The following is a 26,128-nucleotide window of genomic DNA, read 5'->3' on the forward strand; positions in this document are numbered from 1 at the left end:
AATGCTCAGCTATTTTGTAACCCGGTTGGCACAGGCGGTTGTCGTGGTCTTTGCCATGTCGGTGATCGTCTTTGTCGGCGTCTTTGCCATCGGCAATCCGATCGACGTGATGATCGATCCGGGCGCCACCGCCGAGATCCGCCAGAAGCTGATCGAGCAATACGGGCTCGATCAACCGCTGGTCGTGCAGTATTGGACCTTCCTCAAGAACGTGGCCCAGGGCGATCTGGGCACCTCGATGGTCTATAACATCCCGGTCGTCGACCTCGTCTTCTCGCGCTTTCCCGCCACGCTGGAACTGGTGCTGACCTCGGTGCTGATCGCCGTGGGTGTGGGCATTCCCGCCGGTCTCTGGGCTGGCTACCGGCCTGACAGCATCGGCGCCAAGATGATTATGGCGCTGTCGGTTCTGGGCTTCTCGGTGCCGACCTTCTGGATTGGCATGCTGCTGATCATGGGTTTCGCGGTCGAACTGGGCTGGCTGCCCTCAGGCGGGCGCGGGGATGAGGCGACGGTCTTCGGCATGACGTCCTCACTCTTTACCCCCGATGGCTGGAGCCATGTCATCATGCCCGCGATCAACCTGTCGCTCTTCAAGATGGGTCTGATGATCCGCCTGACTCGCGCCGGCATGGTCGAGGCGATGGGTACCGACTACGTCAAATTCGCCCGTGCGCAGGGTCTGCCGGACCGGCAGATCGTCTTCCGCCACATCCTGCGCAATATTTCGATCCCGATCGTCACGGTGCTGGGGCTTGAGCTCGGCTCGACGCTGGCCTTCGCGGTGGTGACCGAAAGCGTGTTCAACTGGCCCGGCGTTGGCAAGCTGATCATCGACTCGATCCTGCAACTCGACCGGCCGGTGATGGTCTCTTACCTCATCATGGTCGTGATCCTCTTTGTCCTCATCAACCTCGTGGTTGATCTGGTCTACGCCCGACTGGACCCGCGGGTCCGCCTGAAAGGAGGCGCATGATGCCCGAGATCGTCGCTGAAAACACCATGGCCGTGCCCTCGGCCCCGCCGGTGGAGACGCGCGCCGAGCGGCTGCGCAACTTCTGGTCGGACTTCCGCGAAAGCTGGGTCGCCGTGGGCGCGCTCATCGTGATTGCCTTGCTTCTGTTCCTCTCCTTCGGCGCGCCGCTGGTCTCGCCGCAGGACCCCTATGACATGGCCGCGCTCGATTGGCTCGACGCCTTCCTGCGCCCGGGCACCGAAGGATCGGGCGGCTATGTCCATCTGCTGGGCACCGACAACGCGGGCCGCGACATGCTCTCGGCCATCTTCTACGGGCTGCGCACCAGCTTCGTGATCGGCCTGTCGGCGGGAGCGCTGGCGCTGCTGGTGGGCATCGCCGTGGGTCTCACGGCGGCCTATTTCGGAGGTCGGATCGAGGCGCTCTTGATGCGGATCGTCGATCTGCAACTGTCGATGCCCGCGATCCTGTTGGCATTGGTGCTGGTGGCGATGCTGGGGCAGGGGATCGGTCAGATCATCCTCGCCCTCGTTGTCGCGCAATATGCCTATTTCGCGCGCACCACCCATGGCGCGGCCAAGGTCGAACGCGGCAAGGACTATATCGAGGCCGCGCGCTCCACCCCGCTGCCGACGCATCGGGTGCTTTTCAAGCACCTGCTGCCCAACGTGCTGCCGCCGCTCATCGTCGTGGCGACGGTGCAGGTGGCGAGCGCAATCGCGCTGGAGGCGACGCTGTCCTTCCTCGGCGTCGGCCTGCCGCTCACTGAACCTTCGCTGGGATCGCTGATCTCCAACGGGTTCAAATACATTCATTCGGACCGCTACTGGCTGTCGATCTATCCCGGATTGGCACTGATGGTGACCGTTGTCGCAATCAACCTCGTGGGCGATCAGGTCCGCAAGGTGCTCGACCCGAGGAACAGCCGATGAGCGCCGCACTGGAGGTCAGGGGACTGACCACGCTATTCAGCACCCGCAAGGGACATGTCACCGCTGTCAACGACGTGAGCTTCTCGGTCCAGCCGGGGCGCATCCTCGGGCTGGTGGGAGAAAGCGGCTCCGGCAAGAGCGTCACCGGGTTTTCGATCATGGGGCTTATCGACGAACCCGGTCGGATCACCGCTGGCGAGGTTCTGGTGCAGGGCACCGACATGCGCAGCCTCAGCGCCGAGGGCCGCCGCCGGATGCGGGGCCGCAACGTCTCGATGGTGTTTCAGGACCCGATGATGACCCTCAACCCGGTGCTGCGGGTGGGCGATCAGATGGCCATGGCGGTGCGGGTGCACGACAAGGTCAGCAAGGCCGCCGCATGGGAACGCGCCCGCGAGGCGCTGGAGATCGTCGGCATTCCGGCCCCCGCCGAGCGGTTGCAAGCCTATCCGCACCAACTCTCGGGCGGGATGCGCCAGCGCGTGGCGATTGCCACGGCCCTGCTGCACCGGCCTGCCGTGATCCTCGCCGATGAGCCGACCACCGCGCTCGACGTCTCGATCCAGGGCCAGATCCTCGCCGAGGTGCGGCGGCTGGCGGATGAGACCGGCACGGCTATCGTCTGGGTCACCCATGACCTCGCCGTGGTCTCCTCGCTCGCCGACGACATCGCGGTGATGTACGCAGGCCGGATCGTCGAAAGCGGCAGCGCCGAGGAGGTCATCGCCCATCCGCGTCATCCCTATACGCGCGGGCTGATCGACTCGGTCCCCGGCCTGCACGAGCCGGGCCGCGATTTGCCGCAGATCCCGGGCTCGACCCCGCAGCTGGCGAACCTGCCTTCGGGCTGCCCGTTCCGCCCGCGCTGCCCGCGCGCAACCGAGGTTTGCGCGACGATCCCACCCAACACTGGAACCGCGGCACATTCCGTCCTGTGCCACCATCCGATCGAGGCCACATGACCGATCCCATTCTGAAAATCGACGGCGTCTCCAAGCGGTTCACCCGCAAACCGGGGCTGGTCGTCCGGGGGCTTGACCGCCTGTCGGGGCGCGATTCCACCCAGACCGTCCATGCCGTGAACGACGTCAATCTAAGCGTTCCGCGCGGCGAGGTGCTGGGCATCGTCGGCGAAAGCGGCTGCGGCAAGTCCACTCTGGGCCGCGTCGTCTCGGGCATCTATGCACCGAGCGCGGGCAGCGTCACGCTCGAAGGCAAGCCGGTGGCGCGCGACCATCGCGGGAATGTCGACAAGCTCACCACCCGCGTGCAGATGATCCACCAAGACCCTTTCGCGAGCCTCAACCCCCGCATGAAGGTGGGCGAGATCATCGCCGAAGGCCCGCGCATCCACGGGCTGATCCCCGCGCGCGACGTGCAGGACCGCGTGCGCAGCCTGCTGGAGCAGGTGGGGCTGGAGGGCGCCTATGCCAACCGCCTACCGCACCAGTTCTCCGGCGGGCAGCGCCAGCGCGTCGCCATTGCCCGCGCGCTCGCCATGCAGCCCGAGCTTCTGGTGCTGGACGAGGCCGTGGCCTCGCTCGACGTGTCTATTCAGGCGCAGGTGCTGAACCTCTTCATGAAGCTGCGGCGCGAGCTCGACCTCACGGCGCTGTTCATCAGCCATGACCTGTCGGTCGTGCGTCACGTTTGCGACCGGGTGGCGATCATGTACCTCGGCCGCGTGGTCGAGACCGCGCCGGCGGATGAACTCTACGCCAAACCGCTGCACCCCTATACCGAGGCGCTCTTTGCCTCCGTGCCGACCCTTGGCACCGGGCGCGCCAACTTCCACCCGATCAAGGGTGAGATCCCCTCGCCGATCAACCCGCCCAAGGGCTGCGCTTTCCATCCGCGCTGCCCGCTTGCAGGGCCCCGCTGCAAAACCGAGGTGCCGCGCCTCGTGAACCCGAAAGACAACCGCAGCGTCGCCTGCCACCTGCATGACGGGGGCACCGGCGCCGAAACAGGAGCCGCCGCATGAGCCTGACCCTGACCGACCGCGTGGGGCGGCTGAACGACGTGCTCGTCTCGGTAAACCTGCTGAACTGGGACGCGCGGGTAATGATGCCCAAGGGCGGGGCCGAGACGCGCGGCCACCAGATCGCCACCTTGATGGGCGTCGCGCGTGAGATGATCCTCGACCCCGAGATGGGCAAGGCCGCCGAAGCCGTGCTCAAGAGCGACGCGCCCGAGATCGAGCGCCGCGCCGCGCAATCGGTGCAGGAGGCGCGCACCCATCACGCCCGCATCCCCGCCGCCCTGCTGCGCCGACAGGCCGAGCAATCCATCACCGCCGGCGCCGCCTGGACCGAGGCCCGCCGCACTGGCGACTTCGCCCTGTTCCAGCCGCATCTGCAGAGCATCGTCGATCTGGCGCGCGAGAAGGCTGAGGCGCTCGGCCATGACGGCCACCCCTACGATCCAATGGCCGATGTTTTCGAGCCCGGCGCCACCGCGGTGCAGCTCACCCGGTTCTTCGACCAGCTCCGCGACGGCATCCGCCCGATCCTCGACGCGGCGTTTGCCCGGCCCGCGCCGCGCAGCGATTTCCTGTTCCGCGACTATCCCGTCGCCGGCCAGCAGGCCTTCTGCGCCTATATCGCCGAGGCCCTGGGCTATGACATGGACCGCGGGCGTCTCGATACGGCGGTGCATCCTTTCGAGATCTCCATGACCCGCAACGACGTGCGGATCACCTCGCGCTGGAACCCGAACTACCTGCCAATGTCGATCTTCGGCACGATCCACGAGGCGGGCCATGCGCTCTACGAGATGGGCGCCGATCCGGCGCTCACGCGCGGGGCGCATGCGACCGACATGATCGGGCTCTATGCCGTGGCGGGCACCAGTTTCGGGATGCACGAAAGCCAGTCGCGCCTGCTGGAAAACCACATCGGCCGGTCGCCCGCCTTCTGGGCAGTGCATTACGGGCGCCTGCGCGACACCTTCCCCGAGCAGCTCGGCGACGTGAGCGAAGAGGAATTCGTCGCCGCCATCAACCGCGTCTCCCCCGGCCTCACCCGGGTCGAGGCGGACGAGCTGACCTATGATCTGCATGTCATGCTGCGGGTGAAGATCGAGATGGCGCTGATGGACGGCTCGCTGAAGGTCGCCGACGTTCCCGAGGCGTGGAACGCGGCGATGCGCGAGGATCTGGGGCTGGAGGTGCCGGACAACGGCGCGGGCTGTCTGCAGGACGTGCATTGGTCGCACGGCTACATCGGCTCCTTCCCGACTTATACCGTGGGCAATTCGACCGCCGCGCAGATCATGGCGCATCTGGATGCCACGCAGCCCGAGGTGCGCGCGGGCGTGACGGCGGGCGACTACGCGCCGCTTCACGCGGCATTGGGCGATCTGGTCTGGCAGCATGGTCGGTCGCGCAGCCGGGCCGAGATCCTCGCGGGGATCGGGGCCGGGGCCTACGACCCGACGGCCTATCTGGCCTATCTGGAAGCCAAGTTCGGCAGGTGATGAGGGGGGCAGTTTGCCCCCCCCCTTCGAACCTTAGCCCGCTACCCGGTGCAACATCTGGCGGCCCGGGGTCAGGCCCTGCACCTTTTCCACGATCGAGCGCGCGTCGATGCCGAAATGCCGGTAGAGGTCGGCGATGGTGCCGGTCTGGCCAAAATGCTCGACCCCGAGCGGCACCGTCTGATGGCCCACGACCGCGCCCAGCCAGGACAGCGTCGCCGGATGGCCGTCGATCACCGTCACCAGCTTGCAGTCGCGCGGCAGCTGACCTAACAGCGTTTCGATATGATTCTGCGCCGCGTGATTGCCGCGCGCCCGGGCGCGCTGTGCCGCGGTCCAGCCGGCATTCAGCCGGTCGGCGGAGGTCACCGCCAACACACCCACGTCGCGGCGGCCTTCGGCGATGCTACCCGCGGCCTTGATCGCTTCGGGTGCTACGGCGCCTTGGTAGGCGATCACCACATCGCAGTTCGGCCCCGGCTTGCGCAACCAATAGGCTCCGTCGATGGCGCCTTGGCGGAAGTCCTCGTCGACGCGTTTGCCGGGCTGCTCGATGGGGTTCGTGGTCAGCCTCAGATAGACCGAACCTCCGGTCTCATCCCGCAGCCAAGTGCGCTCGTCCGGGTCGCCTTCGCCGTCGCGTTGCAGGTAGTCGAAGGCCCATTGCATGATGACGGCTAGCTCATCGGCGAAGGCCGGCTCAAAGCTCGCCAGCCCGTCCTGGCTCATCCCGATGAGCGGCGTGCCGATCGATTGATGCGCCCCGCCTTCGGGCGCCAACGTCACGCCCGAGGGGGTGCCGACGATCATGAAGCGCGCGTCTTGGTAGCAGGCGTAGTTCAGCGCGTCCAAGCCGCGCGCGACGAAGGGGTCGTAGACCGTGCCGATGGGAATGACCCGTTTGCCGAAGAGCGAATGCGACAGGCCCGCCGCGCCCAAAAGCAGAAAGAGGTTCATTTCGGCGATGCCCAACTCGATATGCTGGCCCTCGGGCGTGAATTCCCATTTCGCGGTGGAGGGGATCTTCTCGTTGATGAAAGTGTCGGCCTGTTCGCTGCGCGCGAAGAGTTTGCGCCGGTTCACCCATGGCCCAAGGTTCGTGGTGCCGGTCACGTCCGGCGACATGGTCACGATGCGGGAGGCGAGATCGCTGTCGCCCTTCGACAGATCGTCGAGGATCTTGCCGAAGGCCATCTGCGTGGAGATTTCGCGGTCGCTCGACAGTTCGATCTGCGGTACCGGCAGTGTCGTGTCATTGTAGCGGCGGCGGCCCTTGGCGAAGAAGGGCACGCGGTCGAGTGCCGCTTGCAACGCTTGCGGGTTCTCGATGGTGGCGAAAGGCTCCCATTCCTCCCCCTCGGCCACGCCCATGTGTTTCTGCCAGTCGGCCATCTGGCTTTTGGTCATCAGACCGCCGTGGTTGTCCTTGTGCCCCGCAATCGGTGTGCCCCACCCCTTGATGGTATAGGCGAGGAAGCAGACCGGGCGGTCGTGGTCGATGGCGGCGAAGGTCTCGGCCATGGTCTCAACACAGTTGCCGCCGAGGTTTTCCATCAGCTCGGCTAGTTCGTCATCGCTGCGCGCGTCGATGAGCGCCGTGACATCACCCTGATCGCCAAGCGCCTCCATCAGCCGCTCGCGCCAGACCGCGCCACCCTGATAGGTCAGCGCCGAGTAGAGCTGGTTGGGGCAATTGTCGATCCAGTCGCGCAGCTTGTCGCCGCCCGGCTCGTCAAAGGCAGCGCGCTGCAAAGCGCCGTATTTCACCTTCACCACGTCCCAGCCGAAGGCGTCGAAAATCTGCTCGATGCGTTTGAACAGCCCCTCGCGCACCACCCCGTCGAGCGACTGGCGGTTGTAGTCGATGATCCACCAGGTGTTGCGCAGGTCGTTCTTCCAGCCCTCTTGCAGCGCCTCGTAGATATTGCCCTCGTCGAGTTCGGCATCGCCGACCAGCGCCACCATGCGGCCCAGATCAACGTCCCCGCCCCAGTCTTTCGCGGTGATGTAGTCCTGCACCAGCGAGGCGAAGGAGGTCACCGCCACCCCAAGCCCGACCGACCCGGTGGAGAAATCCACGTCATCCACGTCTTTGGTGCGGCTGGGGTAGCTCTGCACGCCTTGGAACCCGCGGAAATCCTCCATCTTCTCGCGGGTCTGGTTGCCCATCAGGTATTGCATCGCATGGAAGATCGGCGAGGCATGCGGCTTTACCGCCACCCGGTCCTCGGGCCGCAGGGCACTGAAGTAAAGCGCCGTCATGATCGACACCATCGAGGCCGAAGACGCCTGATGCCCGCCCACTTTGATGCCGTCGACCTTGGGCCGAATGTGGTTCGCGTTGTGGATCATCCAGTGCGACAGCCACAGGAGACGTTGTTCGATGGTCTTCAGCTGTTCAGGGGCGAGAGCGGTCATGGCAGGTCTTTCATTCTGAGGATCCCTCGGGCGGTGCCCTCCTCGACACCACCCGCGACTGGTCCGGTTCGTGCCGGATCAGGCCGCTTGCATGTTATGCGCCCCGAGCGCGGCGTAAAGGTCATCAATGATGTCTTCCGCCGATTCCAGCCCGACCGAAAGCCGCACCAACCCCTCGGCGATGCCGTGTTCGGCGCGTTCCTCGGGGGAATAGGTGGAATGGGTCATGCTGGCGGGATGCTGGATCAGGCTCTCCGCATCGCCAAGGCTCACCGCGCGCTGAATGAGGTTCAGCCGGTTCATGAAAGCGATGCCGCCCGCCTTGCCGCCCTTGACCTCGAAGGGGATCATGCCGCCGAAGTTGCCCATCTGCCGCCGCGCAAGCTCGGCCTGAGGGAAGCTTGCCAGCCCCGGGTAGGCGACATGCAGCACCGCCGGGTGCTGCTCCAGCGCCTCGGCGACCTTGGCGGCGGTGGCACAGTGACGCTTCATGCGCAGCTCCAACGTCTTGATCCCGCGCAGCAGCAGCATGGCGGTGAGCGGCGACATCACCGCGCCGGTCATGTCTTTCAGACCCACGAGCCGCACCTGCATCATGTCCTCGGCATTGCCCACCACGAGGCCCGCGACCACGTCGCCATGGCCGGAAAGGAACTTCGTCGCCGAATGCAGCACGATGTCGGCGCCATGTTCGATGGGCCGGGTGATGACCGGCGTGGCATAGGTGTTGTCGACCACCACCTTGGCGCCCGCGCGATGCGCGATGTCTGAGATGGCGGCGATGTCCACCAGCCGGTTGTTGGGGTTCGCGGGGGTCTCGAAATAGACCACCTTGGTCTGGTCGCTGATCACCTCGGCGAGGTTTGCAGGCTCGGTCATGTCGACCAGCGTCACCTTGACGCCAAAGCGCGGCAACCCGTGGGTCATGAAAGCAAAGGTGCAGCCATAAAGCGTTTTGTCGATGATGATCTCGTCGCCCGCCTGCAGGAAGGTCCAGAGCGTCGAGGTGATCGCCCCCATGCCCGAAGCGGTGGCAAGCCCGGCCTCGGCCCCTTCGAGGTTGGCGATGCGCTTTTCCAGATGGTCCAGCGTCGGGTTGCTGATGCGGGTGTAGAAATGCCCTGCACGCTCGCCCGCGAACATGTCGCCGCCCGCCTCCGCGGTCTCGAAGGTGAAGGTCGAGCTCATGAAGATCGGCGGGTTCAGCGCGCCCTGTTCGTCCTGCGCGTCATAGCCGTGGTGAATGGCGCGGGTGGCAAAGGATTTCTGGTTCTCGGTCATGGCTGGCCCCTGTCTGATTTTCCGGCATGATCCGATGGCGCAAGGGGCATTTGGTTGCTAATATATGCGCGAATTGCAGGAGATTTGGCATATCATGCCCCAAACGCCCCGATTGGACGCCACAGACCGCCGCATCATCCGCGCCCTGCAGCGCAATGGCCGGATGACCAACCTCGATCTGGCCGAGGAAGTGGGCCTCTCGCCTTCGCCCTGCCTGCGCCGGTTGCGCGCGCTGGAGAAAAACGGCGCGATCCGGGGCTACAGCGTGGAGGTCGATGCCAAGGCCTACGGCCTGCCGGTCACGGTCATGGTGCGGGTGACGCTGGACGGGCACGACGAGGGCACGGTGAAACGCTTCGAGAACCAGATCCGCGCGATCCCGGAGGTGCTGGAATGTTTCGTGATGAGCGGGTTGTCGGACTACCTGCTGCGCGTCGTGGTGGGCGATCTTGAGGACTATGAGCGCTTCGTGCGGGCGCGGCTGCATCCCATCGGCGGCATCGGGTCAATCGACACCAGTTTTGTCTATGGCGTGGTCAAACGCTCTCAGGTCTATCCCGACATCGGCGATTGAGGCGTGGAGACATTTAACCGGTTTACAATTCCGCCCCCCTTGGGAAATGTTCGCCCGAAGCCCCGAGGAGCCCCCATGACATTCGCCGCCACCCCCGCCCTGCAAGCCGTCGTCGACCATGCGCAAGCGCATGAGACCGACTGGCCCCGCTCGATGTACCACCCCGACGGCGCCTATGTCGGCAACCGCGAGTGGAACGAAAGCGGCCCCTGGACCGAGATCGTGGGCCCCGTCAAACCGCGCGGCGGCCCTGCCGGTGTGATCCTGCATCGCGGCCAGCGCGTGGCCGACTGGGGCGATACGACACGGGCCGACATGACCTTCTCCATCGCCAAGAGCTACCTGTCGGTGCTGGCGGGGCTGGCGGTGAAAGACGGGCTGATCGCGGACCTCGACGCGCCCGTGGGCGACAGCGTGCCAGGGCCGCATTTTTCGGGCGATCACAACGGGCGGATCACCTGGCGGCATCTGTTGCAGATGAACAGCGAATGGCGCGGCGAAATTTTCGGCAAGGACGATCAGGTCGACCACTACCGCCAAATCGGCCCCGGGGCGGACAACAGCCGCAAGGGGCAGCTGCGGCAGGTCGGCGAACCGGGTAGCCACTATGAGTACAACGACGTGCGGGTGAACGCGCTGGCCTATGCGCTGATGATGCGCTTCCGCCGGCCCTTGCCGGAGGTGCTGCGCGCGCGGATCATGGACCCGATCGGGGCCTCCGCTGACTGGCGGTGGGAGGGTTATTCGACCTCATGGGTCGAGGTGGATGGCACCCGGATGCAATCGGTCACCGGCGGCGGGCATTGGGGCGGCGGGCTTTTCATTTCTGCCGAGGATCACGCAAAATTCGGCCAGTTCATCTGCCAGAACGGCGCGTGGAACGGCGAACAAATTCTGCCCGTGGACTGGATGCAGCGGTCCCTGACGCCCACGCCGACGCTCGGCAAATACGGCTTCCTGTGGTGGCTGAACCGCGGGGCGGAAGCCGATCCGAAACTGCCCGATACCGCCTTCAGCGCGCAGGGCGCGGGCGGCCATACGATCTGGATCGCGCCCGAGCAGGAAATCGTCGCGGTGATGCGCTGGCTCGCGCCGACCGCCACGCCGCAATTCCTCCGCCGGCTCTTCGCCGCGCTGACTGAGAGCTGACACGAAAGGAAAAACAATGCATATCAAGACCTTCGGCGTCGAGATGTGGATGAACGAATTCGAGAACCACTGCCGCTACAACCTCGCCGAGACCTGCGTGGACTCGATCACCTTGGGTGAGCTGATCGACATGGCGGGCGTCGACAATTCCGTGCTGGGCGAGTTGCGCGGCATGCGCATGGGCTATGGCGCGATCGAGGGCTCGGACCGGCTGCGCGACGCGGTGACGGGGCTCTACGAGACCCAGTCCCGCGAGAACGTGCTGACCACCCACGGCACCATCGGGGCCAATGCGCTGGTGCACCAGACGCTGGTCAGTCGCGGCGATCATGTCATCGCCATCGTGCCGACCTACCAGCAGCATTACTCGATCCCCGAAAGCATCGGTGCCGAGGTCGAACTGCTGCATCTGCGCCCGGAGAACGGCTTTCTGCCCGATCTTGACGAGCTGCGCGCGATGATGCGGCCCGACACGCGGATGATCGCCACTAACAATCCCAACAACCCGACCGGGGCGCTGATGGATCGCGCGATGCTGGCTGAGATTGCCGAGATCGCGCGCGGCAGCGGCGCATGGGTGCTCTGCGACGAGGTCTATCGCGGCACCGATCAGGCGGGGAACGGCTATACCGCCTCGATCTGTGATCTTTACGAGTGTGGTATCAGCACGGCGGGCATGTCCAAGGCCTATTCGCTGGCCGGGCTGCGCGTGGGCTGGGTCGCAGGGCCGAAGACCCTGCTGGAAGACATCATGATCCACCGCGATTACAATACGATCTCTGTCGGGCGGATTGACGAGTATTTCGCGGCCCACGCCCTCGAAAACCGCGCCCAAATTCTCGACCGCGCGCATCGGATCACGCGTGAGAACCTCGCAATCCTGTCGGATTGGGTCGAGGCCGAGCCGCTGATCTCATGGGTGAAGCCGCAAGCGGGCACCACGGCGCTGCTGAAATACGACCTGCCGCTGCCGAGCCGTGATTTCTGCACGCAGCTGCTGGAGGAAGAGGGCGTTCTTTTCACCCCCGGCAGCGCCATGGACATGGAGGGCTGGCTGCGCATCGGTTTCGCCAATTCGACGGCGGACCTGCACGATGGGTTGGCGCGTGTCTCGGCCTTCCTCGCGCGTCACGGCGCAGCACAGTCGGGCTAGATGGAGCCCATTATGCCGTCAGCCTCAGACCTGATCGCCCAAAGCGCCGCCCGTTCCTGCGTGGTTCATCGCAAAATCGCGGGCGCGGTTTACCGCACGCCGGTGATCGCCTCCCGCTTGCCAATGGCAGAGGGTTCGCGGCTGTTCTACAAGACCGAGAACTTCCAGCATACCGGGTCATTCAAACTGCGCGGCGCCAGTGCAAAGCTGACGACGGTGCCGCTCGACCGGCCTGTCATCACCGCATCCTCCGGCAACCACGGCATTGCCTGCTCGCTTGCGGCCCAGACCACGGGGCATGAGTTGATCGTGGTACTGCCCGAAACCGTCGTCGCCAAGAAACGCAAGATCATTGAAAGCTACGGCACTAGGGTCGTGATCCATGGGGCCGATGCCTCGCTTTCAGAGCTGCACGCGCAGAGTTTGGCTGAGGGAGAGGGCTATACCTATATCTCACCCTACAACGATGCCGAGGTAATCGCGGGGCAGGGCACCGCCGCGCTGGAACTGCTCGACCAGATCGAAGGCATCGACAATGTCTTCGTCTCGATGGGCGGCGGTGGGCTGATCTCGGGCATGGGATCGGTGATCAAGGAATTCTCGCCGCAGACCCGCGTGATCGGTGTGAGCGCTGCGAATAGCTGCGCGCTGGCCGCGTCGATCAGAGCGGGGAAAATCGTCGAAACGGAACATCTCGACACGCTGGCCGATGGCGTGGCGGGCGGGGTCGATGCTGGCTCGATGACCCTGCCGCTCGCAAGCGCGGTGATCGACGAGATCATCCATTGCGGCGAGGATCAGATCGCCGAGGCGCTGAAAGTATTGGCTTGGGAAGAGAATATGCTGGTCGAAGGGGCCGCCGCTTTGGCGCTGGCGGCCTATCTGGCAGGGCCGCGGAACTACGCGGGCCAGACCTCTGTCGTTCTGCTATGCGGCGGCAATTATGAGGTCGAGCAGTTGCGCGGCATCATCTAACGGCCACCCGGCCATTTCCCCTCAGTCCATGTCGAACCGCAGGTCGACCCAGCGGCCATCGGGAATGTCACGCGGCGCACCGCCGGCCCAGCCGTCCTGCCAGATCACCTCGCGGGTGCGGATATCGAGCGTCCCCGCATCATAGCTGCACGCGACATGAACCAGCCGGTTGCCATTCGCATCCTGCGGCGCTTCGATCTGCCAGCCGCGGCTGGCGAGGGCTGGGACGTTCGACAATCGGTAATGGCCGAGCCCGATCCGTTCGAACCCTGCACCCAAAGGCACCGCAGGCTCTTCACTGCCATCGCGGAAAAGGCGCACGATTGGGCTGGCTTCTTTGATGAACCCATTGGCATCCACGGTCGTATTCGCGCCGGACCACAAAGGCTGCCACGCGCCCCAAGCCCCCGTCGCCCGCACGCGAAAGGCCAGACCCGGCGTGTCGATGCCCAGTGCGATCTGCCACAGATAGGCGCTCTGCCCGCCTAAGGTGCTATTGCCGCAGAGCAGGCCGAAGACCCCATTCAGCGCCGGGAAAGGGTTGGCGCCGGAAGGCGCCTGCGCATGGGCGCCGCCATAGCTTGAAAAACTGCCCGAAAGATCATGCGCGTCGAGGTCCGTCACCAACGGCCCCGCGTCAGCGCCGATGCCGAAATCCCCGACCCGCAGCAGCCGACCCACCGTCGCATCACCCACGTCCTGCGTCAGCGCCGCGCCTGAAGCGATGCCGCTGGCCGCGTCAAAGGCCAGTGCGGTGGTCCAACTGCTGCCATCGGCGCTGACCTTGATGGCGAAATCATCCTGCCCCGCCGTGCCCATCTCGGCACGGCCAGACCAATCGGTTTGGAACAGCAGGCTCGCGGTATCGGCGGCGCTGGCCTTGTTGAGCTTCAACTGATGCCCCGCCCCTTCATGGGTAAACAGGCTCGCCGGGGAGGAGACCGACAAGCGATTGCCACTGTCGTAACCCGTATTAACCCCCAGCCCGGAGAGGTTCGCCAGATCGGGGGGCGAGACTTCGGTCCAAGCCCCAGCCCCCCGACGGTGCAGAATCCCGGTCGATTTATCCAAAGCGACCCAGCCGTCTTGCGGGGCGGTGAACTGCCAGGTCTCTCCGACCCACGCGGCCAGTTCACCGGGATGACCCGCCCAAACCTCTGTCGGCGCATCACCGAGGGCGTAAATCTCCCCCGCCTGCGGCAGGGCGGGCGGCGTGTTGGCGTCAAAGCCTTCGACCGCAAGCTGCACCAGAAGATCGAGCCGTTGCAGCGCTTCGTTATGGGTCACATGTTTTTGCGCCTGTGCGGGCATCAAATAGGGCAGGGATAGGCGCTCAGAGGTGTCGGGCATCGGGGCTCTCCGCGTTATGGGTCGCCTGAGACTGTGAGAAGGAAGTCTTGCCAGCCTGACAACCCACCGTTCGGGCCACGCGCAACAAGCGGCGGTTCTGCCACATCGCACGGCACGGGCGAAAGGTTCGCGCTGCGGCCTTCACTTTCGCCAAACCGCCCTAACTCCCTGTCAGCGGAGCCTTTTCAAAACGAAAGCCGCAGTTTAACATCACGCCACGCCGCGCAAGAAAGGCCCACGCTTATGTCCAAGACCAGGATCGCCGTTGTCGGTATCGGCTACGTCGGGCTTTCGAATGCGGTGCTTCTGGCGCAGCACAACAACGTGACGGCGGTCGATTTGAACGCAGAACGGGTGGCGCAGGTGAATGCCCGCCGCGCGCCAATCGTCGATCCTGAGATCGAGCAATATCTCGCGGAAAAGCCCCTCACCCTCGGGGCCACGACCGATGCCGAGGCGGCATATCGCAACGCTGATTATGTGCTCATCGCCACGCCGACCAACTATGACCCACGCACCAATGTCTTCGACACCTCAAGTGTTGAGGCGGTGGTGCGGGATGTCTTGGCGGTCACGAAAACGGCCACCATCGTCATCAAATCCACCGTCCCGGTGGGCTATACTGCGGGCCTCTCCGCCAAGGTGAACAGCGACCAAGTCATCTTCAGCCCGGAATTCCTGCGCGAGGGCCGCGCGCTCTACGACAACCTCCACCCCTCGCGCGTCGTCGTCGGCGAAGACAGCCCGCGGGCCCGGCGCTTTGCGGAATTGCTGGCCGAGGGGGCAATCGACGACGACATTCCCATGCTCTTTACCGGTGCGTCCGAGGCAGAGGCGGTCAAGCTCTTCGCCAATACCTTCCTTGCCATGCGGGTGGCCTATTTCAATGAGTTGGACAGCTACGCGTTGACCAATGGGTTGGACACGCGGCAGATCATTGACGGTGTCTGCCTCGACCCGCGCATCGGTGGGCATTACAATAACCCGTCCTTCGGCTATGGCGGTTACTGTTTGCCAAAGGATTCCAAGCAGTTGCTGGCCAATTACTCTGACGTGCCGCAAAACCTGATCAACGCCGTGGTCGAGGCGAACCGCACACGTAAGGATTTCGTCTCGGAGCAGATTCTGGCGCTTAATCCTCAGCGGGTGGGCATCTACCGGTTGGTGATGAAGGCCGGGTCGGACAACTTCCGGCAAAGCTCGGTCCAAGGGATCATGAAGCGGCTCAAGGCCAAGGGCATCGAGGTGATCGTTTATGAGCCGGTGTTGCAAGAGGAACGCTTCTTCGGCTCCGAAGTCACCCGCGATTTGGAAGCGTTCAAGACGCGCGCGGATGTGATCGTGGCCAACCGCAATCACCCCGATCTGGCGGATGTCCCCGACAAGGTCTTTACCCGCGATCTTTTCGGTGCGGATTGACGCACCAACGGCACCCCAAACTCTCGAAGGCAAAATGCGCAATACGATCGACAGCAAGAACTGGTGGACCCTACCCACGGGGCCGCAAAATACCATCTGCGATGTCGCCGGGGTGCGCGTGGGCAGCCAAGACCTACGCGGGGAGGGGCTTTGCACCGGGGTGACGGCGGTTCTGCCGCATGAAGGTGATCTCTTTCGCAATCCGGTGCCTGCGGGCGTCGCCGTGTTGAACGGATTCGGCAAAAGCGCAGGCCTGATGCAACTGGCCGAACTGGGCCAGATCGAGACGCCGATCCTGCTGACCAACACCTTTGGCGTCGGCCCCTGTAGCACGGCACTGATCCGGCGGGCGATTGCAGAAAACCCCGAGATCGGGCGGGGCATTTGCACGGTCAACCCGCTGGTTTTGGAATGCAACGACGGCACGGTGAACGACATTCAGGCGCTGGCGGTGACCGAGGATCACGCGCAGGCGGCGATTGCGACTTGCGGGCCAGCGTTTGCGCAGGGCACGGTCGGGGCCGGTAGCGGGATGAAGACCTTCGGCTATGCCGGTGGTCTCGGCTCCGCTTCGCGGCGGGTCACCCTGCCGGGCGGCGCCGGGTTCGACCTTGGCGCGCTGGTTTTGTCGAACTTTGGCCAACAAAGCGCTTTGCGGGTCTTTGGCCAACAGCTGCCGCCGCCGGGGCCGGGGGATGACCCAGACAAGGGCTCGATCATCATCATTCTGGCGACCGACGCGCCGATGGGCTCGCGGCAGTTGACCCGCATGGCCCGGCGCAGCGCCGCAGCCCTTGGCCGGTTGGGCAGCCACATCGGCCATCAAAGCGGCGACATCGCGCTGGCCTTCTCAACCGCCAACCGCATCACCCGTGGGGGGGCCGACACGCAGAGCGGCGAGCGGTTGAACGAAGACCGGATGGATGCCTTCTTTATCGCCGCGGTCGAAGCGGTTGAGGAGGCGATCCTCAACGCGCTTTGGCATGGGGTGCCGCACCGGGGTTATGATGGCAGCCTTTTGCCCGCATTTCGCGACCGGCTGTCAGAGGTCTACCGCGGTTAAGCCGCGCTCACCGGGTCCATTGGGGCGAGGTCGAGCCCCCCGACCCGCGCCAGATGGGCCAGCAGCGCGTCGATCCCCTCGCCGGACTTCAACGCACAGAAGACCGTCGGCAGGTCCGGCCGCATCCGCGCGCTGTCGCGCTGCATAACCTCGAGCGAGGCGCCGACATGAGGGGCGAGGTCGGTCTTGTTAATGACCAGAATGTCGGATTTGGTGATCGCCGGGCCGCCCTTTCGGGGGATCTCCTCCCCCGCCGCCACATCGATCACATAGAGCGTCACATCCGCCAGTTCAGGGCTGAAGGTGGCCGACAGGTTGTCGCCGCCGCTTTCGATCAAGACCACTTCCACATCCGGGTGCCGCGCGACCATCTCCGCCACGGCGGCAAGGTTGATCGAGGCATCCTCGCGGATTGCGGTATGCGGGCAGCCGCCGGTCTCAACCCCGATGATCCGGTCTTGCGGCAGCACCTGCATGCGCATCAGCGCCTCGGCGTCCTCTTGGGTGTAGATGTCATTGGTGATCACGCCGATCGACAACCGATCACGCAGCGCGCGGCTGAGCGCGGCGGTCAAAGTGGTCTTGCCCGCGCCTACCGGGCCGCCGATGCCGACGCGCAAAGGGCCGTTGTTGCGTTTCATGTGCGGAAAATCCTTGAATATTGGGTTTCGTGTTTCATCGCGGCGATGTCGCTGAGAAAGGCGGTGGAGGAGAGATCGTCGAGCGTGCCTTCCTCTGCCGCCGCGGCGACCTCAAGACAGAGCGGCGCAAGGTCGCGGATGACGATCTGCCCCTCGGTCTGCCCCAAGGGGATAAGGCGCATGCCCGCGGTGGCGAGGTTGGTGGTGAAGGCGTGCAAGAACATCTCAAGCGTTTGGCGCAGCGGCAGCCCTTGCAGCCGTGCGGCGCGTCCGACGGCCACGGGATAGCAAAGCGGCGGCATGTCCTGCTGCCAGATCGCGGCGCTGGTGCGGGCAAAGGCTTTGCCCTGTAGCACGGTCTCTTTCAACCGCTCGGCAGAGGCGGCAAAGGCGCGGGCCTGCGCGTCGATCTCCGATGGGTCGTTGGCGCGGTACGCGGCTGCGAGGAACAGCGCATCCGCCTGACCCGACCCGTGCCGCAACACCGTGCGCAGCCAGCCGTCCAACGTTTCTTGGTCCGTCACATCCCCGTTCTGCACCGCCCATTCCAACCCATGGCTATAGGCGAAGGCCCCCACCGGGTAGGAGGGCGACAGCAACTGCACCAAGGTCAGAAGCGCGTCGGCCTGTAGGGTGTCAGCCATGCGCATGGTCATGCGGGTGGTCGTGATTGTGAACAGCGTGGTGGACATGGCCGTGGTCATGCCCATGGGTGCGCCCATGGCCATAGGCACCGCCTTCGGGGCGGAAGGGGCCGGTGATCTCTCGCGCGGTGGCACCGATCTGGCCGAGCATCTTGGCGATCACATGATCGCGCTGGATCACCAGCCGGTCGGCGTCGATTTGACAGGGGGTGTGGCGGTTGCCGATGTGCCACGCGATGCGCGGCAGGTCGGGGCCGGTCACCTCCAGCAGGGCTTCGTCGGCAGCCACAACTTCGACCAGACGCCCGTCGGCCAGCACGAAAGCATCGCCGTGGTCGAGCGAGGTGGTCTGCGCCAGATCGACCAGAAACGTCAGCCCGTCCGCCGTGGTCAGCACCTTGCGGCGCAGAAAGCGCCCGTCATAGGTCAGCTCGACCCGATCACTGGCATCGGACCACGCTCCGGCGCGGCGCATCTCTTGGCAAAGGATTGGGGTCATCTCGGTCTCTTCAAAACAGGAAATAGCGCTGCGCCATCGGCAGCACAGAGGCGGGTTCACAGGTCAGCAATTCACCATCCGCGCGCACCTCATAGGTCTCGGGGTTGACTTCGACCTCAGGCAGCGCGTCGTTCAACTTCAGATCGCGCTTGCCGATCTTACGGGTGTTGCGCACCGCAAGCGTCTGTTTGGCAAGGCCGAGGCTGCCGCCCACTCCCGCGGCCTCCGCCGCTTCGCTGACAAAGACCACGGCGGAATTTTCCACCGCCCGGCCATAGGCGCCGAACATGGGCCGCGAATAGACCGGCTGCGGCGTGGGGATCGAGGCGTTGGGGTCGCCCATCTGCGCGCAGACGATGCTGCCGCCGAGCAAGACCATCTCGGGCTTCACCCCGAAAAAGGCGGGGTTCCAGAGCACCAGATCGGCGCGCTTGCCCTCTTCGATGCTGCCGATATGGGTCGAGATGCCATGAGCGATGGCGGGGTTGATGGTGTATTTCGCAATGTAGCGGCGCACACGGAAATTGTCGTTGTCGCCCGTTTCCTCGGGCAGCCGCCCGCGCTGCTTTTTCATCTTGTTAGCGGTCTGCCATGTGCGGATCAAGACCTCTCCGACCCGGCCCATGGCCTGACTGTCGGAGGCGATGATCGAGAACGCCCCCATGTCATGCAGGATGTCTTCGGCGGCGATGGTCTCTCGCCGGATGCGGCTTTCGGCAAAGGCCACATCCTCGGGGATCGATTTGTCGAGGTGGTGACACACCATGAGCATATCCAGATGCTCTTCCAACGTGTTGACCGTGAAGGGCCGCGTGGGGTTGGTCGAGGAGGGCAGCACATGCTCTTCGCCGCAGATCTTGATGATATCTGGCGCATGGCCCCCGCCCGCGCCTTCGGTGTGGAAGGCATGGATCGTGCGGCCTTTCATGGCTTTTACGGTATGTTCGACAAAGCCGCTTTCGTTCAGCGTGTCGGTGTGGATCATCACCTGCACGTCCATCGCATCGGCCACGCCAAGGCAGCAGTCGATGGCCGCCGGGGTGGTGCCCCAATCCTCATGCAGTTTCAGCGCGCAGGCGCCCGCGTTGATCTGCTCTTCCAGTGCTGCGGGTTGCGAGGCGTTGCCTTTCCCCGCGAAGGCAAGGTTCATCGGAAAGGCGTCGGCGGCCTGCATCATGCGCCCGATATGCCAGCCGCCCGGCGTGCAGGTGGTGGCCAAAGTGCCATGCGCAGGGCCAGTGCCGCCGCCGAGCATGGTGGTCAGCCCCGAATGCAGCGCGTCTTCGATCTGTTGCGGGCAGATGAAATGGATATGGCTATCAAACCCCCCGGCGGTGAGGATGCGCCCCTCGCCCGCGATCACCTCGGTCCCCGGCCCGATGATGATATCGACCCCCGGCTGCGTGTCGGGGTTGCCTGCCTTGCCAATCTTGGCAATGCGCCCGTCTTTCAGGCCGACATCAGCCTTGTAGATGCCGGTATGATCGACGATCAGCGCATTGGTGATGACCGTGTCGACGGCCCCGCCCGCGCGGGTGACCTGCGACTGGCCCATGCCGTCGCGGATCACCTTGCCGCCGCCGAACTTGACCTCTTCGCCATAGGCCCGGCCCTCGCCGGTGGTCAGGTCACGTTCGACTTCGATAATAAGGTCCGTATCGGCCAGCCGCACCCGGTCGCCCACCGTGGGGCCGAACATGGCGGCATAGTCACCGCGTTTGATCTGTGCAGGCATCAGAGGTATCCCATCACCGCGCTGTTAAAGCCAAAGACCCGCCGCGCCCCGCCGATCGGGATGAGCGCGACCTCGCGCCGTTGGCCGGGCTCGAAACGCACCGCAGTCCCCGCCGCGATGTCGAGGCGCAGGCCCCGCGCGGCGGCGCGGTCGAACTCAAGCGCGGGGTTGCTCTCGGCAAAATGGTAGTGGCTGCCGACCTGCACCGGGCGGTCGCCGGTATTGGCGACCATCAGCGTGATCGCCGTGCTGTCGGCATTGAGGGTCAACAGGCCCTCCGCCGGAATGATCTCTCCCGGGATCATGCTTTGGCGGTCTTCAGACGCCGCAGGACGAGGATCCCCCCCGACAGCGCAAAGGCCGCGGCGGCGATCAGGTAGACGGCGAGCGATCCGTCGCCCTCTCCGCCATGGCTGTGGGGGAGCGGCGCGCTATGGGCGAAGGCCGCCATGGCGAGCGACATAAGCGGCAGGGCAAGAAGGGGGGCAAAACGCGGCATGAAATGTCCTTATCTGATGGGGTTGTGCACGGTGACCAGTTTGGTCCCGTCGGGGAAAGTGGCTTCGACCTGCACCTCGGGGATCATTTCGGCCACCCCCTCCATACAGTCGTCGCGGGTGATGACATGGGCACCGGCCTGCATCATATCGGCCACGCTGCGGCCATCCCGCGCGCCTTCCACGACGGTGTCGGTGATGAGGGCAATGGCCTCGGGGTGGTTCAGCTTGACCCCCCGCGCAAGGCGCTTGCGGGCGACCTCGGCAGCCATGGAGATCAGCAGTTTGTCTTTTTCTCGCGGGGTCAGTTGCACGTCAGGTCATCCATGATCGGGGAAGGGTGTCACCGCTCAACGCGCCCAAAATCGGGACGAGCGATTGGCGAAGGTCGAAACTATCTGCGGCGAGGATCCGGGCAACCAGCAGGTCATGGCCGATCAGGCTGGCCCCGGCGCTGTCGGGCAATTGGGCGCGGAGCCGGGGCAGCCGCGCTTCGGCATCGGGGGCCACATAGATCAGCGTGGCAAGGGCACCGGCCCCGGCCGCGATGTGCGGCGCCGCGAGATGGGCGGTGACATCGCCGCTGAGCGTCATCGCGTCGTGAAAAAGCGGCTGGCCCGCGCGGTTGACCTCGATCCGGTCGCGTAAATGGGCATGACGCAGGGTTTCGCCCATAGCGGCGCGGCCAAAGACCAGCGGCTCCACCAGCAGGAGAGAGGCGTCTTGCGCCAGTTCGACCGTCAGATGCCGCCGCAGAGCGCATCCGTCGTAGAGAATGGTCTCTTGCGGCAGCCAATGCAGCGTCGCGCCGGAGTCGACGGTAAGGGTGTTGCGCAGCGCCGCCACTTGCCCCGGTTGCGCGCGATAGGCGCGTTCGGCGGCCTGCGTGGTGAGGCTGAGCGCCGCTTGCGCCTCGGCGCGGGCCGTCAGGGAAAAACTATCGCCGCCGGTGATGCCGCCTGCGGAGTTGATGACGATTGCCTGCAACAGCGCGGGGTCGGGGCGGGGGAAGAGTAGCTTCATCGCGCCCGACTGGCGCAGTTCGCCGATTGTCGACCCGCCCCGCGCAGCCTTGGCCGAGACCATCGCAGCACCGATGGCGCGCGGCTGCACCGGGGTCGCTTGGGGGCTGTTTATGCTGCTGTCGATGAGGATGAGGAACGCTCCGCCCGGTAAAGTCTGATGATTTTTTAATCACCATAGAGACGGGGAAGAGTCATCGCCGAGGCGGTTCGGAGCCGCATACACGGCGGGTTTGCCTGAAAAATGGGCGGCAAATCGCGGGGCTGTCCTAAACTTGGGCATTCCGCGCATGGGGCGGCGGCCCCGGGGAGGGAGGGCCGCCGCTGTCGTCAAATCCCGATCACGGGCGGAGCATGACCTTGCCGCCACGGCCCGTGGTCAGCGCGGCTTTCATCGCCTCGGTCACCTCGGCCAGCGGGAAGATGCCGCCGGTGTCGAGGGGCAGTTGGCCCTGCGCGGCCAGTTGCACCAATTCACCAATCAGGCGGCCCCGCGTATCGGGCGCCATTTCGCCGCTGACGCGCGAGCCCCAGAAGCCTTTGACGGTGATGTGCTTCATAATCAATTCGCCCGAAGACATGGTGAGCGGCTGGCCCGTCGCTGTGCCGAAGACGATCAGCTCACCGTCCTTGCCCAGCAGTTCGACCAGCTGGCCGCCCAACTCGCCACCGACGGAATCGATGGCCGAGACCGCGCCCTCTTTGCCGATCAACTCACGCGCTTTGCTTTGCCAATCCGCATCTTCGGTGGAGAGGACATGTTCCGCGCCGGTGTCGCGCATCTCTTCGGCGGCGCCTTCGCGGCGGACGAGGTTCAGCAGGTTGACGCCGCGCGCCTTGGCCAGACCGACCATGATCTTGCCGACCGCGCCATTGGCGGCGGTTTGGATCAGCCAATCGCCTTCGCCGACCTTGAGGGTCTCCAACAAAGACAGGGCGCTGAAGGGCATGGCAATCAACTGCGCGCCCGCTTCGTCCGAGATCGCCTCGGGCAGGGGCAGCAGGCCCGCGGCAGGGGCGGTGAAATACTCGGCCCATGCGCCGTGGAACCCGGCAGCCGTGACGCGTTTGCCGATCAGCGCCTCATCAACACCTTCGCCCACGGCTTCGACGATACCAAGCGCTTCAGAGCCGCCGATGGCGCCGGGCAGGTCGGGCTTGTAGCCATAGTTGCCGCGCACGGTCCAAAGGTCGTGGTTGTGGATGGGCGAGAGCACCATGCGCAGCAGCGCTTCGCCTGCGGCGGGCGCAGGCTTGTCGGTTTCGCGGGTGGTCAGAACCTCGGCGGGCTCGCCGAATGTGTCGTGGATGGCAGCGAACATGCTGTTTCCTTTCAGGTTGGGAATTGGCCCCCGGTCGGGGAGAGTTGGGCAGAGGTTTCAGCGCGCGCCATGCGCAGCGGCGCATCGCTGCGTGCCAGCTTAGCCAGCACCGCAGCGCCGAGCCATTTCGCATAGAGCATGCGAGCTGTGGTCTCAGTGTCTTCGAGCGCACGAACGGTCCCATCCTCTGCGCCTTGGCGCAGCAATTGGGCAATCCGGGCGACCAAAGCATCGACACCCTGATCGAGGGTTTCGCGCATCGTTTCCGACAGGTCGGCAACTTCGGATCCGAGTTTCACCACCAAACAGGCGCTGGCGATCCCCGGGGCGCTGGATTGGCTGAGCCATGCATCCCAGAAACTGTCGAGCTTGTCGCCCGCCGTTCCCGGGGCCGCGATCAGCGCATCGACGCGGTCGAGATAGGCCTCGACGTAATCTGCCAACATCGCGGTGCCAAAAGCCTCTTTCGACGCGAAGTAATAGTAGAACGAGCCCTTGGGCACGCCGCTTTCGCTCAGAATGCGCGACAGGCCAACGCCAGAGAACCCGTGCCTCAGCACGAGGCTGCGCCCTATGTCCAAGATGCGTTGCCGCGTCTGATCTGATTTCTTTGTCTCTGACATACCGGGCATCTAAGCAATAATAGACCGGTCGTCTAGTGCGCTCGCGCGAATGTGAGGCGGGCAAGTTGAAGGACGCGCCAAACTGGAAAATAGCGGGAAAAACCTATTCTTGCGCGATCATATATATTAGATTCCACACAACGGCCCGCAGGGCGATGACAGGGATGGAATGAGAAGATGGATCAAAAGATTGCTCTAATCACGGGGGCCGGAAGCGGGGTGGGCCTTGCCTGTGCGCAGCGTTTGGCAAAGGACGGTTTCACCCTCGTGCTGACGGGGCGGCAGCAGGATAAGATCGACGCAGCCTGCGCGAGGCTCGACGGGCAGGGGCATATCGCCGCGGCTGCCGATGTGGGCGTCGAGGCGGAGGTCGGCGCGCTCTTCGAGCGGGTGGAGACGACCTTTGGGCGGCTGGATCTGCTGTTCAACAATGCCGGGCGCAATGGCTCGGCGGTTGAGGTGGACGGCTTAAGCGTGGCGGAGTGGAACGACATCGTCGCGACCAATCTGACCGGGTCATTCCTCTGCGCCCGCGCGGCTTTTGCCCTGATGAAACGGCAGAGCCCCAAGGGCGGGCGGATCATCAACAACGGCTCGATCAGCGCCCATGTGCCGCGCCCGCTGTCGGTGCCCTATACGGCGACGAAACACGCGATCACCGGGTTGACCCGCGCGCTGTCGCTCGACGGGCGGGCGCATAACATCGCCTGCGGACAGATCGACATCGGCAATGCGGCGAGCGAGATGACCGAGCGGATGAAGGAAGGCATTCTGCAACCCAACGGCAGCCGGATGTCGGAGCCGCGGATGGACGTGAATGATGTCGCCGAAACGCTGTCTTACATGGCGCGCTTGTCGCTCGACTCCAACGCCATGTTCATCACCGTGATGGCTACCAAGATGCCCTTTGCGGGGCGCGGTTAAGCGGTCAAAGCACCTTGCCCGGGTTCATCAACTGGCCCGGGTCGAGGGTGGCTTTGATCTGCTCCATCAACTCCAGCGCGACCGGATCCTTGTAACGGCGCAACTCGGCGCGTTTGAAGGTGCCGATGCCATGTTCCGCCGAGAAAGAGCCGCCCATCTGGTGCACGATATCATGCACGATCCGGTTGAAGGTCCCGTATTCGGCAAGGAACGCCGCATCCGCCATATCCACCGGGCGCGACAGGTTGAAATGCAGGTTGCCGTCGCCGAAATGGCCAAAGGGGCAGGGGCGCAGGCCGGGCATGTGATCCATACAGGCTTGGGTCGCCTCGCGGATGAAATCCGCCACGCGCGACACCGGGACCGAAACGTCATGTTTGATCGACGCGCCTTCGGGTTTCTGGGCCTCTGACAGGTTCTCTCGCAGCGCCCAAAGCGCGTCTTTCTGCGCCTCCGAGGCGCCGATCACGGCGTCGATGATCTCCTCCGCCTCGAAAGCCGCTTCCAATGCGGTTTCCAGTCGAGCGTCGAGGTCTGTCTGCGCGCCATTGCCGGTGAGTTCGATCAGGCAATAGGCGGGATGCGCCTCGGCCATCGGATCGCTACAGCCGGGCGCGTGGTCGATCACCATTTGCAGGCCCAGCCGGTCGATATACTCGAATGTTGAAAGCGTGTCGGCGGTCTGGCCGCGCATCCGCGCATAGAGGGCGAGCGCCGGATCGGGGCCGGTGCAGGCCACCAGTGCGGTGGCGCGGGCGGTGGGTTTGGGAAAGAGTTTGATCACCGCCGCCGTGATGATGCCAAGCGTGCCTTCGGCGCCGATAAAGAGGTGTTTGAGGTCAAAGCCGGTGTTGTTTTTCCGCAGGCCGTTCAGGTCATTCAGCACCCGGCCATCTGGCAGCACCGCTTCGATCCCCAGCACGAGGTCACGGGTATTGCCATAGCGCAGCACCGCCGTCCCGCCCGCGTTGGTCGAAAGATTGCCGCCGATCTGGCAGGACCCTTCAGAGGCGAGCGAGAGCGGGAAGAGCGCATCGACCTCATCCGCTGCCGCTTGGATATTGGCAAGGATGCAGCCCGCCTCGACCGTCATCGTCGCATTGGTCGGATCGACCGCGCGGATACGGTTCAGCCGGTCGGTCGTGAGGATAATGCCGCCATCGGGCACACCGCCCCCCGCAAGGCCGGTGTTGCCGCCCTGCGGTGTGACCGGCACCTCAGCGGCATGGCACAGACGCATGCAGGCAGCGACCTCCTCGGTCGAGCCTGGGCGGATCAGCGCCAGCGCCGTGCCACGCCGCAGCCCGCGGTCTTCGATCAGCCGCGCGTCGAAATCCTTGGCGTCGGTCACCACATGGGCAGGGCCGATGGCATCGCGCAGCGCATCGAGCAAGGCGGCGTGATCTTGCGCGTCCGTATCATCTGTGCGGGGCGGCGCGGTCAGGGTCGTCATC

The 26,128-nt window shown here is 64.7% G+C and carries 26 protein-coding genes; 12 read left to right on the forward strand and 14 right to left on the reverse strand.

The genetic code is table 11. From position 1 onward, the window contains the following. Position 1 precedes the first annotated feature (1 nt). From ACGYKA_RS13890 to ACGYKA_RS13910, 5 genes are read left to right on the forward strand one after another with little or no spacing between them, the layout of a single operon-like run. A complete protein-coding gene (locus ACGYKA_RS13890) occupies positions 2-976 on the forward strand; it encodes an ABC transporter permease (RefSeq protein ID WP_394413092.1) in 975 nt (324 codons plus the stop codon). Continuing rightward, positions 976-1,908, forward strand: a complete 933-nt coding sequence (locus tag ACGYKA_RS13895; RefSeq protein WP_394413095.1) for an ABC transporter permease — start codon at positions 976-978, stop codon at positions 1,906-1,908. Before ACGYKA_RS13890 ends, ACGYKA_RS13895 begins: the two co-directional genes overlap by 1 nt. Continuing rightward, on the forward strand, positions 1,905-2,870 hold the full coding sequence (locus ACGYKA_RS13900) for an ABC transporter ATP-binding protein (RefSeq protein WP_394413098.1): 966 nt from the start codon (positions 1,905-1,907) through the stop codon (positions 2,868-2,870). Before ACGYKA_RS13895 ends, ACGYKA_RS13900 begins: the two co-directional genes overlap by 4 nt. Then, positions 2,867-3,892: an ABC transporter ATP-binding protein gene (locus tag ACGYKA_RS13905; RefSeq protein ID WP_394413101.1), complete on the forward strand. Its 1,026-nt coding sequence runs from the start codon at positions 2,867-2,869 to the stop codon at positions 3,890-3,892. The genes ACGYKA_RS13900 and ACGYKA_RS13905 overlap by 4 nt, the downstream gene beginning before the upstream one ends. Next, on the forward strand, positions 3,889-5,385 hold the full coding sequence (locus ACGYKA_RS13910) for a carboxypeptidase M32 (protein WP_394413104.1): 1,497 nt from the start codon (positions 3,889-3,891) through the stop codon (positions 5,383-5,385). Before ACGYKA_RS13905 ends, ACGYKA_RS13910 begins: the two co-directional genes overlap by 4 nt. A 33-nt stretch (positions 5,386-5,418) precedes the next feature. Here ACGYKA_RS13910 and ACGYKA_RS13915 read toward each other — a convergent pair whose 3' ends face one another. Further along, positions 5,419-7,803, reverse strand: a complete 2,385-nt coding sequence (locus ACGYKA_RS13915) for a transketolase-like TK C-terminal-containing protein (RefSeq protein ID WP_394413107.1) — start codon at positions 7,801-7,803, stop codon at positions 5,419-5,421. Positions 7,804-7,881: 78 nt separating this feature from the next. Continuing rightward, positions 7,882-9,084 carry a methionine gamma-lyase gene (locus ACGYKA_RS13920; RefSeq protein ID WP_394413110.1) on the reverse strand — a complete coding sequence of 401 codons (1,203 nt, stop codon included), beginning with the start codon at positions 9,082-9,084 and terminating at the stop codon, positions 7,882-7,884. Positions 9,085-9,178: 94 nt separating this feature from the next. Here ACGYKA_RS13920 and ACGYKA_RS13925 point away from each other — a divergent pair, with 94 nt between their 5' ends. The 4 genes from ACGYKA_RS13925 to ACGYKA_RS13940 all read left to right on the forward strand — a co-directional run bounded on the left by ACGYKA_RS13925 (position 9,179) and on the right by ACGYKA_RS13940 (position 12,935). Continuing rightward, positions 9,179-9,658 carry an Lrp/AsnC family transcriptional regulator gene (locus ACGYKA_RS13925; RefSeq protein ID WP_394413112.1) on the forward strand — a complete coding sequence of 160 codons (480 nt, stop codon included), beginning with the start codon at positions 9,179-9,181 and terminating at the stop codon, positions 9,656-9,658. Between the two features lie 75 nt (positions 9,659-9,733). Continuing rightward, positions 9,734-10,807 (forward strand): serine hydrolase domain-containing protein, encoded by a 1,074-nt coding sequence (locus tag ACGYKA_RS13930; RefSeq protein ID WP_394413115.1) that lies wholly within the window; start codon positions 9,734-9,736, stop codon positions 10,805-10,807. A 16-nt stretch (positions 10,808-10,823) separates the two neighbouring features. Next, complete coding sequence (locus ACGYKA_RS13935) at positions 10,824-11,960, forward strand: aminotransferase (protein WP_394413118.1); 1,137 nt, start codon at positions 10,824-10,826, stop codon at positions 11,958-11,960. 12 nt (positions 11,961-11,972) lie between these two features. Continuing rightward, positions 11,973-12,935, forward strand: a complete 963-nt coding sequence (locus tag ACGYKA_RS13940; protein ID WP_394413121.1) for a pyridoxal-phosphate dependent enzyme — start codon at positions 11,973-11,975, stop codon at positions 12,933-12,935. Between the two features lie 21 nt (positions 12,936-12,956). Here ACGYKA_RS13940 and ACGYKA_RS13945 read toward each other — a convergent pair whose 3' ends face one another. Next, a complete protein-coding gene (locus ACGYKA_RS13945; RefSeq protein WP_394413124.1) occupies positions 12,957-14,285 on the reverse strand; it encodes a DUF2793 domain-containing protein in 1,329 nt (442 codons plus the stop codon). 243 nt (positions 14,286-14,528) lie between these two features. Between ACGYKA_RS13945 and ACGYKA_RS13950 the strand changes: the two genes are divergently transcribed. Together ACGYKA_RS13950 and ACGYKA_RS13955 are read left to right on the forward strand one after the other, a co-directional pair. Further along, positions 14,529-15,704, forward strand: coding sequence for a nucleotide sugar dehydrogenase (locus tag ACGYKA_RS13950; protein WP_394413127.1), 1,176 nt, complete (start codon positions 14,529-14,531; stop codon positions 15,702-15,704). A 34-nt stretch (positions 15,705-15,738) separates the two neighbouring features. After that, positions 15,739-16,767 carry a P1 family peptidase gene (locus ACGYKA_RS13955; RefSeq protein ID WP_394418038.1) on the forward strand — a complete coding sequence of 343 codons (1,029 nt, stop codon included), beginning with the start codon at positions 15,739-15,741 and terminating at the stop codon, positions 16,765-16,767. On the opposite strand, the gene ureG is transcribed toward ACGYKA_RS13955, so the two are convergent. From ureG to ACGYKA_RS14005, 10 genes are all read right to left on the reverse strand, one after another. After that, entirely contained in the window at positions 16,764-17,408 is a 645-nt protein-coding gene (gene ureG / locus ACGYKA_RS13960) for an urease accessory protein UreG (protein ID WP_394413135.1), read from the reverse strand. The two genes, ACGYKA_RS13955 and ureG, sit on opposite strands and share 4 nt — an antisense overlap. Next, positions 17,405-18,052 (reverse strand): urease accessory protein UreF, encoded by a 648-nt coding sequence (locus ACGYKA_RS13965; protein ID WP_394413226.1) that lies wholly within the window; start codon positions 18,050-18,052, stop codon positions 17,405-17,407. Before ACGYKA_RS13965 ends, ureG begins: the two co-directional genes overlap by 4 nt. Beyond that, positions 18,045-18,551 (reverse strand): urease accessory protein UreE, encoded by a 507-nt coding sequence (gene ureE, locus ACGYKA_RS13970; RefSeq protein WP_271690318.1) that lies wholly within the window; start codon positions 18,549-18,551, stop codon positions 18,045-18,047. Before ureE ends, ACGYKA_RS13965 begins: the two co-directional genes overlap by 8 nt. Positions 18,552-18,561: 10 nt before the next feature. Further along, positions 18,562-20,286, reverse strand: coding sequence for an urease subunit alpha (gene ureC, locus ACGYKA_RS13975; protein ID WP_271690319.1), 1,725 nt, complete (start codon positions 20,284-20,286; stop codon positions 18,562-18,564). Beyond that, the gene (locus ACGYKA_RS13980; protein ID WP_394413138.1) at positions 20,286-20,591 is read right to left on the reverse strand and encodes an urease subunit beta; all 306 of its coding nucleotides are present in this window, start codon (positions 20,589-20,591) and stop codon (positions 20,286-20,288) included. Before ACGYKA_RS13980 ends, ureC begins: the two co-directional genes overlap by 1 nt. Then, positions 20,588-20,785, reverse strand: a complete 198-nt coding sequence (locus tag ACGYKA_RS13985) for a hypothetical protein (protein WP_073037937.1) — start codon at positions 20,783-20,785, stop codon at positions 20,588-20,590. The genes ACGYKA_RS13980 and ACGYKA_RS13985 overlap by 4 nt, the downstream gene beginning before the upstream one ends. A 9-nt stretch (positions 20,786-20,794) precedes the next feature. After that, a complete protein-coding gene (locus tag ACGYKA_RS13990; RefSeq protein ID WP_067263701.1) occupies positions 20,795-21,097 on the reverse strand; it encodes an urease subunit gamma in 303 nt (100 codons plus the stop codon). Position 21,098: 1 nt separating this feature from the next. Then, positions 21,099-21,896, reverse strand: coding sequence for an urease accessory protein UreD (locus tag ACGYKA_RS13995; protein ID WP_394413141.1), 798 nt, complete (start codon positions 21,894-21,896; stop codon positions 21,099-21,101). A 250-nt stretch (positions 21,897-22,146) separates the two neighbouring features. Continuing rightward, the gene (locus tag ACGYKA_RS14000) at positions 22,147-23,127 is read right to left on the reverse strand and encodes a zinc-binding dehydrogenase (protein WP_394413144.1); all 981 of its coding nucleotides are present in this window, start codon (positions 23,125-23,127) and stop codon (positions 22,147-22,149) included. An 11-nt stretch (positions 23,128-23,138) separates the two neighbouring features. Beyond that, complete coding sequence (locus ACGYKA_RS14005) at positions 23,139-23,750, reverse strand: TetR/AcrR family transcriptional regulator (RefSeq protein ID WP_394413147.1); 612 nt, start codon at positions 23,748-23,750, stop codon at positions 23,139-23,141. A 177-nt stretch (positions 23,751-23,927) separates the two neighbouring features. Between ACGYKA_RS14005 and ACGYKA_RS14010 the strand changes: the two genes are divergently transcribed. Further along, positions 23,928-24,674: an SDR family oxidoreductase gene (locus ACGYKA_RS14010; protein WP_394413150.1), complete on the forward strand. Its 747-nt coding sequence runs from the start codon at positions 23,928-23,930 to the stop codon at positions 24,672-24,674. 4 nt (positions 24,675-24,678) lie between these two features. On the opposite strand, the gene ACGYKA_RS14015 is transcribed toward ACGYKA_RS14010, so the two are convergent. After that, a complete protein-coding gene (locus ACGYKA_RS14015) occupies positions 24,679-26,127 on the reverse strand; it encodes an FAD-binding oxidoreductase (protein WP_394413152.1) in 1,449 nt (482 codons plus the stop codon). Position 26,128: the final 1 nt, after the last annotated feature.

The organism is Sulfitobacter sp. 1A15106, from assembly GCF_043556995.1.
Lineage (GTDB): Bacteria > Pseudomonadota > Alphaproteobacteria > Rhodobacterales > Rhodobacteraceae > Sulfitobacter > Sulfitobacter faviae.

What these genes read in the sequence shown, in the direction of transcription:
- ACGYKA_RS13945 (WP_394413124.1), bottom strand. Translation starts at nt 14,285, where the DNA reads ATGCCCGACACCTCTGAGCGCCTATCCCTGCCCTATTTGATGCCCGCA.
- ACGYKA_RS14015 (WP_394413152.1), bottom strand. Translation starts at nt 26,127, where the DNA reads ATGACGACCCTGACCGCGCCGCCCCGCACAGATGATACGGACGCGCAA.
- ureE (WP_271690318.1), bottom strand. Translation starts at nt 18,551, where the DNA reads ATGACCCCAATCCTTTGCCAAGAGATGCGCCGCGCCGGAGCGTGGTCC.
- ACGYKA_RS13980 (WP_394413138.1), bottom strand. Translation starts at nt 20,591, where the DNA reads ATGATCCCGGGAGAGATCATTCCGGCGGAGGGCCTGTTGACCCTCAAT.
- ACGYKA_RS13905 (WP_394413101.1), top strand. Translation starts at nt 2,867, where the DNA reads ATGACCGATCCCATTCTGAAAATCGACGGCGTCTCCAAGCGGTTCACC.
- ACGYKA_RS13950 (WP_394413127.1), top strand. Translation starts at nt 14,529, where the DNA reads ATGTCCAAGACCAGGATCGCCGTTGTCGGTATCGGCTACGTCGGGCTT.
- ACGYKA_RS13890 (WP_394413092.1), top strand. Translation starts at nt 2, where the DNA reads ATGCTCAGCTATTTTGTAACCCGGTTGGCACAGGCGGTTGTCGTGGTC.
- ACGYKA_RS13955 (WP_394418038.1), top strand. Translation starts at nt 15,739, where the DNA reads ATGCGCAATACGATCGACAGCAAGAACTGGTGGACCCTACCCACGGGG.
- ACGYKA_RS14000 (WP_394413144.1), bottom strand. Translation starts at nt 23,127, where the DNA reads ATGTTCGCTGCCATCCACGACACATTCGGCGAGCCCGCCGAGGTTCTG.
- ACGYKA_RS13940 (WP_394413121.1), top strand. Translation starts at nt 11,973, where the DNA reads ATGCCGTCAGCCTCAGACCTGATCGCCCAAAGCGCCGCCCGTTCCTGC.
- ACGYKA_RS13920 (WP_394413110.1), bottom strand. Translation starts at nt 9,084, where the DNA reads ATGACCGAGAACCAGAAATCCTTTGCCACCCGCGCCATTCACCACGGC.
- ACGYKA_RS13915 (WP_394413107.1), bottom strand. Translation starts at nt 7,803, where the DNA reads ATGACCGCTCTCGCCCCTGAACAGCTGAAGACCATCGAACAACGTCTC.
- ACGYKA_RS13910 (WP_394413104.1), top strand. Translation starts at nt 3,889, where the DNA reads ATGAGCCTGACCCTGACCGACCGCGTGGGGCGGCTGAACGACGTGCTC.
- ACGYKA_RS14010 (WP_394413150.1), top strand. Translation starts at nt 23,928, where the DNA reads ATGGATCAAAAGATTGCTCTAATCACGGGGGCCGGAAGCGGGGTGGGC.
- ureG (WP_394413135.1), bottom strand. Translation starts at nt 17,408, where the DNA reads ATGAAACGCAACAACGGCCCTTTGCGCGTCGGCATCGGCGGCCCGGTA.
- ACGYKA_RS13965 (WP_394413226.1), bottom strand. Translation starts at nt 18,052, where the DNA reads ATGGCTGACACCCTACAGGCCGACGCGCTTCTGACCTTGGTGCAGTTG.
- ACGYKA_RS13935 (WP_394413118.1), top strand. Translation starts at nt 10,824, where the DNA reads ATGCATATCAAGACCTTCGGCGTCGAGATGTGGATGAACGAATTCGAG.
- ACGYKA_RS13895 (WP_394413095.1), top strand. Translation starts at nt 976, where the DNA reads ATGCCCGAGATCGTCGCTGAAAACACCATGGCCGTGCCCTCGGCCCCG.
- ureC (WP_271690319.1), bottom strand. Translation starts at nt 20,286, where the DNA reads ATGCCTGCACAGATCAAACGCGGTGACTATGCCGCCATGTTCGGCCCC.
- ACGYKA_RS14005 (WP_394413147.1), bottom strand. Translation starts at nt 23,750, where the DNA reads ATGTCAGAGACAAAGAAATCAGATCAGACGCGGCAACGCATCTTGGAC.
- ACGYKA_RS13900 (WP_394413098.1), top strand. Translation starts at nt 1,905, where the DNA reads ATGAGCGCCGCACTGGAGGTCAGGGGACTGACCACGCTATTCAGCACC.
- ACGYKA_RS13985 (WP_073037937.1), bottom strand. Translation starts at nt 20,785, where the DNA reads ATGCCGCGTTTTGCCCCCCTTCTTGCCCTGCCGCTTATGTCGCTCGCC.
- ACGYKA_RS13925 (WP_394413112.1), top strand. Translation starts at nt 9,179, where the DNA reads ATGCCCCAAACGCCCCGATTGGACGCCACAGACCGCCGCATCATCCGC.
- ACGYKA_RS13930 (WP_394413115.1), top strand. Translation starts at nt 9,734, where the DNA reads ATGACATTCGCCGCCACCCCCGCCCTGCAAGCCGTCGTCGACCATGCG.